The 12815-nt window shown below is 55.1% G+C and carries 10 protein-coding genes; 6 read left to right on the top strand and 4 right to left on the bottom strand.

The features are described from left to right. Nucleotides 1-75 precede the first annotated feature (75 nt). A complete protein-coding gene (locus FA92_RS18390; protein ID WP_033784409.1) occupies nucleotides 76-1008 on the bottom strand; it encodes a sugar kinase in 933 nt (310 codons plus the stop codon). Between the two features lie 281 nt (nucleotides 1009-1289). On the opposite strand from FA92_RS18390, the gene pdeH reads away from it, so the two are divergent. Continuing rightward, complete coding sequence (gene pdeH, locus FA92_RS18395) at nucleotides 1290-2063, top strand: cyclic-guanylate-specific phosphodiesterase (protein WP_013359664.1); 774 nt, start codon at nucleotides 1290-1292, stop codon at nucleotides 2061-2063. 63 nt (nucleotides 2064-2126) lie between these two features. Further along, nucleotides 2127-4187 carry an AsmA family protein gene (locus FA92_RS18400; RefSeq protein ID WP_033784410.1) on the top strand — a complete coding sequence of 687 codons (2061 nt, stop codon included), beginning with the start codon at nucleotides 2127-2129 and terminating at the stop codon, nucleotides 4185-4187. Here the strand turns inward: FA92_RS18400 and ppiC are convergent, their stop codons facing one another. Next, nucleotides 4188-4469, bottom strand: coding sequence for a peptidylprolyl isomerase PpiC (ppiC, locus tag FA92_RS18405; protein WP_033784411.1), 282 nt, complete (start codon nucleotides 4467-4469; stop codon nucleotides 4188-4190). Nucleotides 4470-4544: 75 nt separating this feature from the next. On the opposite strand from ppiC, the gene rep reads away from it, so the two are divergent. Continuing rightward, the gene (rep, locus tag FA92_RS18410; RefSeq protein WP_033784412.1) at nucleotides 4545-6566 is read left to right on the top strand and encodes a DNA helicase Rep; all 2022 of its coding nucleotides are present in this window, start codon (nucleotides 4545-4547) and stop codon (nucleotides 6564-6566) included. A 42-nt stretch (nucleotides 6567-6608) separates the two neighbouring features. On the opposite strand, the gene gppA is transcribed toward rep, so the two are convergent. Together gppA and rhlB are read right to left on the bottom strand one after the other, a co-directional pair. Next, a complete protein-coding gene (gene gppA / locus FA92_RS18415; RefSeq protein WP_013359669.1) occupies nucleotides 6609-8093 on the bottom strand; it encodes a guanosine-5'-triphosphate,3'-diphosphate diphosphatase in 1485 nt (494 codons plus the stop codon). 6 nt (nucleotides 8094-8099) lie between these two features. Next, nucleotides 8100-9392 carry an ATP-dependent RNA helicase RhlB gene (gene rhlB / locus FA92_RS18420; protein ID WP_013359670.1) on the bottom strand — a complete coding sequence of 431 codons (1293 nt, stop codon included), beginning with the start codon at nucleotides 9390-9392 and terminating at the stop codon, nucleotides 8100-8102. A 116-nt stretch (nucleotides 9393-9508) separates the two neighbouring features. On the opposite strand from rhlB, the gene trxA reads away from it, so the two are divergent. The 3 genes from trxA to wecA all read left to right on the top strand — a co-directional run bounded on the left by trxA (nucleotide 9509) and on the right by wecA (nucleotide 12813). Continuing rightward, nucleotides 9509-9841 (top strand): thioredoxin TrxA, encoded by a 333-nt coding sequence (trxA, locus tag FA92_RS18425; protein WP_003851963.1) that lies wholly within the window; start codon nucleotides 9509-9511, stop codon nucleotides 9839-9841. Between the two features lie 352 nt (nucleotides 9842-10193). After that, entirely contained in the window at nucleotides 10194-11453 is a 1260-nt protein-coding gene (gene rho / locus FA92_RS18430; RefSeq protein WP_003851960.1) for a transcription termination factor Rho, read from the top strand. 280 nt (nucleotides 11454-11733) lie between these two features. Continuing rightward, nucleotides 11734-12813 carry a UDP-N-acetylglucosamine--undecaprenyl-phosphate N-acetylglucosaminephosphotransferase gene (gene wecA / locus FA92_RS18435; RefSeq protein WP_033784413.1) on the top strand — a complete coding sequence of 360 codons (1080 nt, stop codon included), beginning with the start codon at nucleotides 11734-11736 and terminating at the stop codon, nucleotides 12811-12813. The last annotated feature ends 2 nt before the right edge of the window (nucleotides 12814-12815 follow it).

The following is a 12815-nucleotide window of genomic DNA, read 5'->3' on the forward strand; positions in this document are numbered from 1 at the left end:
AAAAATGCGCCCTGGGGCGCATTTTTCGTCATCTACATTCGCAGAGCGATCTTTACGACGCTAACTGCTTCAGTATCACTCAGGCATCGCCGCTACCGGAATAATCGCGCCGCGATGCTGAATCACGGTGCTGGCGGTCAGGTGTCCGCGCTGCGCGGCGGCCTCCGCTGAGGCACCCGTCAGACGACGCGCCAGATATCCGGCACTGAATGAATCGCCAGCGGCTGTCGTATCGATCACTTTCTCTTTCGCCAGATGTACCGCAGGCACCTCGATCAGCGGCGCATCGCCGATAGCGACCAGACAGGAGTCTGCACCCCGCTTAATGACGATTTCGCTGGCACCGGCCTGACGGGTACGCGCAATAACGTCATCGAGTGGCTGCTCGCCCCACAGCAGATGTTCATCATCCAGCGTCAGGAAAGCGATATCGGTACAGTTCAGCATGGCGCGATACGCAGCCTGCGCGCTGGCGCGATCGGCCCATAAACGCGGGCGGTAGTTGTTATCAAAAATCACCCTGCCGCCATTCGCCCGGCAGCGGGCCAGCAATGCCATCAGCTTCTCACGGCTTGCCGGCGGCAGAATCGCCAGACTGATGCCGCTAAGGTAGAGATAATCGTAGTGCGACAGCTGTTCGGCTATCTCTGCGGATTGCGGGCTGTCGAGCCAGTAACGCGCGGCAGCATCACTGCGCCAGTACCAGAAGGTACGCTCGCCATCGGCATCGGTTTCAATCACATACAGGCCCGGCATCTTATTATCGAGGCGCTGAATCAGGTCCGTATTCACCTTTTCCTGCTGCCAGGCGGCGATCATCTGATCGCTGAACGAATCCGTGCCCAGCGCGGTAACATAATCGACCCGTAACTGCTGCTCATCAACCTGGCGGGCAAGATAAACGGCCGTGTTAAGGGTATCGCCGCCAAAGCCCCGCTTAATGTTCTCACCCTTTTCGGACAGCTCAATCATGCATTCGCCGATGATGGCGATTTTCTTCTGCGTCATGGTTTCAGACCTGTAGTGAAATATCGCCTTAGTCTCGCGTCTGGTATGGCAGACGTCAATGATTTTAAAACGGTGTTTTAATTTAACTTAAGGCGCTGAAAGGCCCCGATCCGGGCGATAAGAGCGGCTAATTTCGGCCTGTTTTACCGATTATGCTAACGAATCGGCTGGTAAACTTCCCGTTTTCATACGGCCGCTCCATTCATCTCATTATCACAGGCATTTACGATAATCACTTCAGTCTCCCGTTTTGGAGACGTGTTACCAACCAGGAAAATAGCATGGTGATGGAGAATATTAGCCAATGGCTGCCGTCTTCAACCGACCTTAATCTCCACACGGAAACGCCGCTCTTCTGGCAACAATGTCATCGACGCTATCGGTTTCAGCCGATCTATCGGGTAACCGGTCGGTTACTCGCCATTGAACTGCTGACCGCCGTTTATCATCCCATGGCGCCGGAACGGAATCTCTCGCCTGAAGCCTGGTTTGCCGGACTCGACATCGCTCAGCGCCTGAACGTCGTGTATGAGCAGCTTGAACTTCTCGCCGAATGGACTGCATTTTTTGAACGCAATGATGTGGTCGCCTCGGTCAACATAGACGGCCCCTCACTGCTCGCCATTCAGCATCGACCTGCTATTCGCCAGCTTATCGCCCGGTTGCCCTGGATACGCTTTGAACTCACCGAGCATCAGGTGCTGCCGCAGGAGGAGAAAGTAGCGAAAATTCCTGAGCTGGGGGCGCTGTGGCTGGATGATTTCGGTTCGGGTATGGCCAATTTCTCGGCGCTGACCCAACTCAACTATGATTACATCAAGCTCTCGCGCGACCTGTTTGTTTTGCTGGGCACCACCGATGAAGGACGCAGCCTGTTTTCGATGCTGCTGGCGCTGATCAATCGCTATTGCAACGGCGTCATTGTTGAAGGCGTTGAGACGGAAGCGCAGTGGCAGCAGGTTAAAGTGTCCCCCGCTATCGCGGCCCAGGGCTACTACTTTTCGCGGCCTGTCCCATTTTCTGAACTGAATCATCTCACTATCCAGCTTCCCTGATGCCGTTGCTCGCCGTCTCGACTATCTTTAACGCAGACCGTGAATGTGCAAGGAGAAAGCGTAATGTCGCGTACCGGGAAAATAGTCAGCTGGGTAGCAGGAATTCTGGTGTTATTAATCGTGGTGATCATCGTCGTCATCGCCACCTTTGACTGGAATCGCCTGAAGCCCACCATCAATCAGAAAGTCTCTGCCGAATTAAACCGTCCCTTTGCGATACGGGGAGATCTGGGTATCGACTGGGCAAGAAATCGCGACGAGGCTGGCTGGCGGCGCTGGGTGCCGTGGCCGCAGGTGCACGCGGAAGATATCATGCTGGGCAATCCGCCAGACATTCCTGACGTCACCATGGTGCATCTGCAACGTGTGGATGCCACGCTGTCACCGCTGTCGTTGCTGCATAAAGAGCTGTTTATTCCGTGGATTAAGCTGCAGCGCCCTGATGCCCGGCTGATCCAGACCGCGGATAAAAAGAACAACTGGACCTTTACCCTGGCCAATAGCGACAAAGACGAGAAGAATGCTGCGCCGTCTGCGTGGTCCTTCCGTCTGGATAATATTCTGTTTGATCAGGGACAAATCCGTTATCGCGATGCCGTTAACCGTGCAGATGTCACGGTGCAGGTTAATCCGCTGGGTAAACCAGTGCCTTACGCGCAGATTGCCGGCGGCAACGATCAGCAGAAGGGCGCGGGCGATTTTGTCTTTGGCTGGAAAGCCAGTGGCACCTATAACAACGAGAATCTCAGTGGCGACGGCAAAATCGGCGGCATGCTGTCGCTGCGCAGCCAGAACACTCCGTTCCCGATTCAGGCCGATGTGCGCAACGGCTCCACGCGCGTGCAGGTGACGGGCGGGTTGCAGGATCCGATGAACCTCGGCGGGCTTAACGTGCGGCTGCGCTTCGCAGGCGATACGCTGGCGAATCTCTATGGCCTGACCGGCGTCCTGTTGCCTGACACACCCCCTTATGAAACTGATGGCCATCTGATTGCGAAATTCAATGGCGAAAAAGGTGCGGTCTACCGCTATGAGAAATTCAACGGACACATTGGCGACAGCGATATTCATGGCTCGCTGATTTACACGCAGGGCAAACCCCGTCCGACGCTGACCGGCGAACTGACCTCGGAGCAGCTGCGTATGGCCGATCTGGGGCCGCTGATTGGCGTGGACTCCGGCAAAGGCAGTGAAAAAACCGCGCAGGCCAAAGCCCGTCGCGGTGAGAAATCGAATCAGCCTGCCGACCGCGTGCTGCCGCATGATAAATTTGAGACTAAAAACTGGGACGTGATGGATGCCGATGTGAAGTTCAGCGGCAAACGAATCGAACACAGTAATTCCCTGCCGTTAAGCGATCTCTATACCCACTTACAGCTGAAAAGCGGCGATCTGCTGCTGGATCCGCTGCGCTTTGGTGTGGCAGGCGGCAGTCTCAACAGTACCATCCGGCTGGAGGGCGATCGATCGCCGATGCGTGGCCGGGTTGACCTTCATGTCCGTAAGCTGCAGCTGCGTCAGCTCTTCCCGACGGTGGACGCAATGAAGAACAGCCGTGGTCAGCTCAATGGCGATGCCAGCTTTACCGGCACTGGTAACTCAGTGGCCGATCTGCTGGCGACCAGCAACGGTCAGCTTAAGTTGCTGATGAATGATGGACTGATCAGCCGCAGCCTGATGGAGATTGCCGGACTCAACGTCGGTAACTACGTGGTGGGTAAGCTGTTTGGCGATGACCAGGTGCGTATCAACTGTGCTGCGACCGATCTCAGACTGCAAAACGGTGTGGCGACGCCTAACCTGTTTGTGTTTGATACCGAGAACGCGATTATCAATGTGTCAGGTAATGCGAACTTCGCCAGTGAGCGGCTGGATCTGTCGGTGAATCCGGAGAGCAAGGGCATCCGCATCGTGACGCTGCGCTCCCCGCTCTACGTGCGCGGCACCTTTAAAAATCCGGATGCAGGCGTGAAAGCGGGGCCACTGCTGGCCCGCGGTGCCGCTGCCGTGGCACTGGGTGCGGTCGTCGGTCCGGCAGCGGCCCTGCTGGCCATGATCTCGCCAAGTGATAACGAAGACAATCAGTGCAGCACCGTCCTGCAGCAGATGAAACAGAAGAAGTAACTAGTTGCGGTAGAGCACTTTGATAATGTGATAACCAAAGCCGGTCTTTACCGGCCCGTAAGGCGTCAGCAGCGGGCAGGTAAAGACCGCTTTATCAAAGGCCGGCACCATCTGTCCCTGCCGGAACTCGCCCAGATCGCCCCCCTTACGGCCGGAAGGACAGGTTGAGTGCTTCTTTGCCAGCTCCTGAAAATTGCCGCCTTTCGCCAGTTTCGCCAGAATCTCTTTTGCCAGCGCTTCCTCTCTGACCAGGATGTGTAAAGCCGCCGCGGTTTTCGCCATGTTGGTATCTCGGTTGTGTATAATTGCCGCCCAGTATAAACCCCTTTCTTTTGATTCAATCAGGCGATTTCTTTTATGCGTTTAAACCCCAGCCAACAACGTGCCGTCGAATTTGTTACCGGTCCCTGTCTGGTGCTGGCGGGCGCGGGATCGGGTAAAACCCGCGTGATTACCAACAAAATCGCCCATCTGATTCGTGAATGTGGCTATCAGGCGCGCCACATCGCCGCGGTAACGTTTACCAATAAAGCTTCGCGCGAAATGAAAGAGCGTGTGGCGCAGACGCTGGGCCGCAAAGAGGCGCGCGGCCTGCTGATCTCAACCTTCCATACGCTGGGACTGGAGATCATCAAACGCGAAACGGCGGCGCTGGGCATGAAGTCGAACTTCTCGCTGTTCGACGATCAGGATCAGCTTGCCCTGCTGAAAGAACTGACCAAAGAGTGGCTGGAAGAGGATAAGACGCTGTTGCAGCAGCTTATCTCCACCATCTCGAACTGGAAAAACGATCTGATCGATCCGCAGGGCGCTGCTGCGCAGGCGAAATCACAGCAGGATAATATCTTTGCCCACTGCTATGCCCTCTATAGTCAGCATCTCAAGGCGTGCAACGTGCTGGACTTTGATGACCTGATCCTGCTGCCGACGCTGCTGCTGCAGCGTAATCAGGAAGTGCGTGAGCGCTGGCAGCAGCGTATCCGCTATCTGCTGGTGGATGAGTATCAGGACACCAACACCAGCCAGTATGAGCTGGTTAAGCTGCTGGTTGGCACACGCGCGCGCTTCACGGTCGTCGGCGACGATGACCAGTCGATTTACTCCTGGCGCGGCGCACGGCCGCAGAATCTGGTGCTGCTGAATCAGGATTTCCCGGCGCTGGAGGTGGTGAAGCTGGAGCAGAACTACCGCTCTTCGCAGCGCATCCTGAAGGCGGCCAATATCCTGATTGCCAATAATCCGCACGTCTTTGAGAAGCGGCTCTTTTCGGAGCTGGGGCAGGGCAGCGAGCTGAAAGTGCTGACCGCCAACAGCGAAGAGCATGAGGCGGAGCGGGTCACCGGCGAACTGATCGCGCATCACTTTATTAACCGCACGCAGTACAAAGATTACGCGATTCTGTATCGCGGCAACCATCAGTCACGGACCTTTGAAAAGTTTCTGATGCAGAACCGCATCCCCTATCGCATCTCTGGCGGCACCTCCTTCTTCTCCCGGCCGGAGATTAAAGATCTGCTCGCCTATCTGCGTGTGCTGACCAATCCTGAGGATGACAGCGCGTTTCTGCGCATCGTTAATACGCCGCGCCGCGAGATTGGCCCGGCCACGCTGCAGAAGCTCGGTGAATGGGCCAACCTGCGCAGCAAGAGTCTGTTTAACGCCAGTTTTGATGTCGGTCTGGGGCAGACGCTGAGCGGCCGTGGTCTGGAGCATCTGCAGCGCTTCACCCACTGGCTGAATGAGATTATCCAGCTGAGCGAACGTGAGCCGGTGAATGCCGTCCGCGATTTGATTCGCGGCATCGACTACGAAAGCTGGCTGTTCGAAACCTCGGGCAGCCCCAAAGCCGCCGAAATGCGGATGAAAAACGTCAACACGCTGTTTCAGTGGATGACTGAAATGCTCGAAGGCAGCGATATCGATGAGCCGATGACGCTGGCGCAGGTGGTGACGCGCTTTACCCTGCGCGACATGATGGAGCGCGGTGAAAGCGATGAAGAGCTGGATCAGGTGCAACTGATGACGCTGCACGCCTCTAAAGGTCTGGAGTTCCCCTATGTGTTCCTGGTGGGCATGGAAGAGGGACTGCTGCCGCATCAGAGCAGCATCGATGAGAACAATATCGAAGAGGAGCGTCGCCTGGCTTACGTGGGGATCACGCGGGCGCAGAAAGAACTGACTTTTACCCTGTGTCGCGAACGCCGGCAGTATGGCGAGTTAATCCGGCCAGAACCGAGTCGTTTCCTGCTGGAGCTGCCGCAGGACGATCTGCAATGGGAGACCGAGCGCAAAGTGGTCAGTGCGGAAGAGCGTATGAAAACCGGGCAGAGTCGGGTCGCCGGATTGAGAGCGATGCTGGATAAGGCGAAGAAGAGTTAAACCTCGCAGGAGGCGAAGGAAATTCGCCTCACGCGGGTGCTATTACGACAGGGTTAACAACCAGTGGACGTAAGACTGATAGTGGCTTTCCTGCTCCAGCAGTTCGCTGCGCAGCGGATGCGCCTCCAGCCAGCCTGCGGGCAGGGTCAGATGCAGGGCATCATCGTCTGCCAGTAGCCGCACTGCAGGCAGGGTGTCATCGCGACGGCGGGTGGAGAAAATAATCGCCAGCCGCAGCAGACGGCACATCCGTTCCGCCAGACGCGGCGGCAGCGCGTTTTGCTGAGTCAGCAATGCCAGATCGATGCTGCCGCTCTGATTTTGCAGTAAACAGGCCAGCAGCTTCTTCTGCGCCGGTGTGAAGCCAGGCAGATCGAGGTGACGCACCAGATACGCCGCGTGCTGTGGCGCATGACGGAAGTCGACGCTCAGGCCAATTTCGTGGATCGCGCAGGCGCTGAGCAGCAGCTCACGACAGCGCTGATCCAGCTTCCACGGCGTGGAAACCTGACGGAAAAAACTCTCAGCCAGCTGACGCACGCGGTCTGCCTGTTCGACATCAATGCTGAAACGGCGCTGGACGTTGTGCAGCGTACGGGTACGGATATCGCGGTCAATCGGCAGATGAAGCATGCCGTAAACCAGTCCTTCCCGCAGTGCACCACCAGCCAGCGTCATGCTATCAATGCTGAGCGTCTGGAAGATAGCGATCAGGATCGACAGGCCGCTGGGGAACACCAGTGCCCGTTCCAGCGTCAGTCCTTCAATTTCCAGCTCTTCCAGTTTGCCGCACTGAATGGCGCGCTGCTTCAGCTGCTGCAGTTTATTCAGCGTGATGCGCTCATCCATACCCTGCGCCACCATGATCTCCTGCAGCGCCTGAACCGTGCCGGATGCACCGACACAGGCCTGCCAGCCCTGCGCACGCAGCTGCGCGGCAATCGGCTGGATCATCTCACGGGCCGCCTGCTCAGCCTGGTCGAAGTTCTCTTTTGCCAGATGACGATCGCTGAAGAAGCGCTCCAGCCACGTCACACAGCCCATCGACAGGCTGAACAAGACGGATGCGTGTGAGCCGTCGCCGGTAGCCAGTTCGGTACTGCCGCCGCCGATATCGACCACTAAGCGCTTGTCGGAACCGCCGGTAGTGTGGGCCACGCCCTGATAAATCAGGCGCGCCTCTTCTTCACCGCTGATGACGTTAATGGTACAGCCGAGAATCTGCTGGGCGGTGTCGAGGAAGGTCTGCGCATTGGCAGCCAGACGCAAGGTGGCGGTCGCTACCACGCGAATCTGATCGGGGGGAATATCCTGCAGTTGTTCAGAGAAGAGTCTGAGGCATTGCCAGCCACGCGACATCGCGTCGGCTGACAACAGGTTATTTTTATCCAGACCGGCAGCAAGGCGAACCTTACGCTTAATTTTTGCGACGGTCTGAATACTGCCAGAGACTTCGCGCACCACCAACATATGAAAGCTGTTAGACCCTAAATCGATCGCTGCATAAAGTGACGACGCGCTGAGCATGGTGGCCTAACCTGAACGTTTGCGGTTGTTGTTGCGTGGAGCTCCGCGACGATTGGCGTTATTCCCTCCGCGACGCTGGCCATTGCCGGTACGGCTGCGTTGCAGACGCTTAGGCGGCGGTAAATCGGTTAACAACGCTTCGCTGCTGTACTTGCTGACCGGAATGCTGTGGCCAATGTACTCTTCAATTGAAGGCAGGTTCAGTGCGTACTCTTCACAGGCCAGGCTGATAGAGTGTCCGCTGGCGCCGGCACGACCGGTACGGCCAATACGGTGAACGTAATCTTCACAGTCATCTGGCAGATCGTAGTTAAAGACGTGCGTCACAGCCGGAATGTGCAGGCCGCGAGCGGCTACATCGGTGGCGACCAGAATATCCACATCACCTTTGGTGAAATCATCCAGAATGCGCAGGCGCTTTTTCTGAGCCACGTCGCCGGTCAGCAGACCAACGCGGTGTCCATCGGCAGCCAGATGGCCCCAGATATCTTCACAGCGGTGCTTGGTGTTGGCGAATACAATGGCGCGATCGGGCCACTCTTCTTCCAGCAGGGTCTGCAGCAGGCGCATTTTCTCTTCGTTAGACGGATAGAAAAGCTCTTCCTGAATGCGATGGCCGGTTTTTTGTTCCGGTTCCACTTCGACATATTCAGCACTGTTCATGTGCTCAAACGCCAGTTCACGGACGCGGTAAGAGAGCGTCGCCGAGAACAGCATGCTCAGACGCTGCGTAGCGGGCGGCATGCGTCGGAACAGCCAGCGGATATCTTTAATAAAGCCGAGATCGAACATGCGATCGGCTTCGTCCAGCACCATGACCTGAATGGCGCCGAGATTGACATGATTCTGCTTCGCGTAATCGATCAGGCGGCCGGTGGTTGCCACCAGAATATCAACGCCCTGTTCCAGCACTTTCAGCTGTTTGTCATAACCGTCTCCGCCATAGGCGAGACCCAGTTTCAGGCCGGTTGAGGCGGTAAGGGGTTCGGCATCCGCATGAATCTGTACAGCAAGTTCACGCGTCGGCGCAAGAATTAAAGCCCGTGGCTGGTTAACCTGACGACCTTCCGCCGCAGGATGAGAGAGAAGATGATGAAACGTTGACGTCAGAAACGCCATCGTTTTGCCGGTACCGGTTTGCGCCTGGCCTGCAACATCACGCCCTGAAAGCGTAAAAGGCAGAGCTAACGCCTGAATCGGCGTGCAGTATTGAAAGCCTTTACTATCAAGGGCTTCCACCACTTTTGGGTGCAGGGCGAAGTCGGAAAACTTCTGTTCAGTTAAGTGTGTTTTGCTCATAGTGTGGTAGAATATCAGCTTACTATCGCTTTACGAAAGCGTATCCGATGAAATAAAGTCAACCAACATTGGTATATATTACGCCAATTCGCCAGGCATAATCTTTGGAGTAAAACATGAGCAGCGATAAAATCGTTCATCTGACTGATGACAGTTTCGACACCGACGTGCTGAAAGCCGACGGCGTTACACTGGTAGATTTCTGGGCTGAATGGTGTGGTCCTTGCAAAATGATCGCGCCCATCCTTGATGAAGTTGCAGAAGAGTATGATGGCAAGCTGACCATCGCTAAGCTGAATATTGATGACAACCCAGGCACGGCACCGAAATACGGCATTCGTGGTATCCCGACGCTGCTGCTGTTTAAAAATGGCGAAGTCGCCGCGACCAAAGTGGGCGCGCTGTCTAAAGGCCAGCTGAAAGAGTTCCTGAACGCCAACCTGGCGTAATTCAGGGCTGAACGTCTGGCAGTGGTGAATTTATCTCCTGCTGCTGGACGTTCGCTTTCGGGCGTGCTAAGTTACCAATACTGCATTACGAACTTACCTTGTAGTTTGCATCTGAAAGTTTTCCCTTGTTGAACCCTGTCGCCCTGTACCTTATAAAGATAGAACGGTTCAGCAATCTTACGGTTAGCTCCAACTCTGGCATCACATTCGGACATCTGCCTGCATACCGATCGCCATTTCATACGATGATCGTCGGGAAGAGCCGAAAAGAGCCATTAACGGCATGGATTAATTGCCATACCACTCACGACAAACATTCCGAGTATTACCCCGAGTTTAAGAACCCATCACTATGAATCTTACCGAATTAAAGAATACGCCGGTTGCTGAGCTGATTACTCTCGGCGAAAATATGGGGCTGGAAAATCAGGCTCGCATGCGCAAGCAGGACATTATCTTTTCCATCCTGAAGCAGCACGCGAAAAGCGGCGAAGACATCTTTGGTGATGGCGTGCTGGAGATTCTTCAGGATGGATTTGGATTCCTCCGTTCCGGAGACAGCTCCTACCTCGCCGGCCCTGATGATATCTACGTTTCCCCCAGCCAAATCCGCCGCTTTAACCTCCGCACTGGTGACACCATCTCTGGCAAAATCCGTCCACCAAAAGAAGGTGAACGTTATTTTGCGCTGCTGAAAGTTAACGAAGTTAACTACGACAAGCCGGAAAACGCGCGTAATAAGATTCTGTTCGAAAACCTCACGCCGCTGCACGCAAATAAACGTCTGCGTATGGAACGGGGTAATGGCTCAACGGAAGATTTAACCGCTCGCGTACTCGATCTGGCATCACCGATCGGTCGTGGCCAGCGTGGTCTGATCGTGGCACCGCCGAAAGCCGGTAAAACCATGCTGCTGCAGAACATCGCGCAGAGTCTGGCGTACAACTACCCGGATTGCGTGCTGATGGTGCTGCTGATTGACGAGCGCCCGGAAGAAGTGACCGAGATGCAGCGTCTGGTTAAAGGCGAAGTTATCGCCTCAACCTTCGATGAACCTGCTTCGCGCCACGTTCAGGTTGCTGAAATGGTGATCGAAAAGGCCAAGCGTCTGGTTGAGCATAAAAAAGATGTCATCATCCTGCTCGACTCCATCACACGTCTGGCGCGTGCCTACAACACCGTGGTGCCTGCTTCAGGTAAAGTCCTGACCGGTGGTGTGGATGCCAACGCCCTGCATCGTCCAAAGCGTTTCTTTGGTGCTGCACGTAACGTGGAAGAGGGCGGAAGCCTGACCATCATCGCGACCGCGCTGGTTGATACCGGTTCGAAGATGGATGAAGTGATTTACGAAGAGTTTAAAGGTACCGGTAACATGGAACTGCATCTCGCCCGTAAAATTGCTGAAAAACGCGTCTTCCCGGCGATTGATTACAACCGTTCTGGTACGCGTAAAGAAGAGCTGCTCACCTCTCAGGAAGAGCTGCAGAAGATGTGGATCCTGCGTAAGATTATTCACCCGATGGGCGAAATCGACGCAATGGAATTCCTCATCAACAAGCTGGCGATGACCAAAACCAATGATGAATTCTTCGATATGATGAAGCGTTCATAATCCGATACTGCCAGGCCGGACCACAGATTCGGCTTTTTTAGTTCAAATGCGCAGAAAATCGACCTTACGCCACGTCTCAACGTGGCGTTTTTCATTTGTGAGCTATAGGATTGAACACTGGCAGGAGCATTTATAATGACTGTGGTAGTGATGGCGAATTTATGACCGTTCGTCTGTCTCTTTATGCAGAATTCGGAATCCGACACAGCACCAGGTGCGCTTTTTCGCGTATTGTGGTGCGGGATGTTAGCTGAGAGCGTTTAACGTGAATTTACTCACTATGAGTACTGAGCTTGGTTTAATTTTTCTCTTTTCCCTGGCTTTCCTCTTTTTTGCTCGAAAAGCAGCTAAAAAAATTGGTTTAGTTGACAAGCCTAACTCACGTAAACGTCATCATGGCGCGATTCCGTTGGTGGGCGGCATTTCCGTGTTCGCAGGTATCTGCTTTACGTTTGCCATCACCAACTACTATCTGCCACACGCGCTGCTCTATCTGGGCTGCGCCGGGGTTCTGGTGCTGGTTGGCGCACTGGATGACCGATTCGATATCAGCGTCAAAATTCGCGCGGTCGTACAGGCCATCGTCGCGCTGGTGATGATGTTTGGCGCAAAACTCTATCTGCTCAGCCTGGGCTTTATCGTGGGTCCGTTCGAGCTTATCGTGGGGCCCTTCGGCTATGTGCTGACCCTGTTTGCCGTCTGGGCTGCGATCAACGCCTTTAATATGGTAGACGGGATCGATGGTCTGCTGGGCGGACTCTCCTCGGTCACCTTTGCCGCGATGGGCATCATCCTCTACTTCGACGGCCAGACCAGCCTTGCGATGTGGTGCTTTGCGATGATTGCTGCCACGCTGCCCTATATTCTGCTTAACCTCGGCTTCCTGGGGCGTCGCTTCAAAGTCTTTATGGGCGATGCCGGCAGCACCATGATCGGCTTCACCATTATCTGGATTCTGCTGGAAACGACGCAGGGCCTGAGCCATCCCATTACACCCGTTACCGCACTCTGGCTGATCGCCATTCCGCTGATGGATATGGTGGCGATTATGTATCGTCGTCTGCGCAAAGGCATGAGCCCGTTCTCGGCCGATCGTCAGCACATCCACCATCTGATTATGCGTGCCGGTTTTACCTCGCGTCAGGCCTTTGTCCTGATTACCGTTGCGGCGGCCATCCTCGCTGGTATCGGTGTACTGGGTGAATATCTGGCGTTCATTCCGGAGTGGGTGATGCTGCTGCTGTTCCTGGGCGCTTTTATGGTTTATGGCTACTGCCTGAAGCATGCGTGGCGCGTGGCGCGACGCGTCCGGCGTATCAAGCGTCGTCTGAGCCATCATCGCGAAGCAAAAAATAAATGAAC

The sequence above is a fragment of the Pantoea sp. 9140 genome (genome assembly GCF_000745295.1).
In the GTDB taxonomy this organism is placed as follows: Bacteria; Pseudomonadota; Gammaproteobacteria; order Enterobacterales; family Enterobacteriaceae; genus Pantoea; species Pantoea vagans.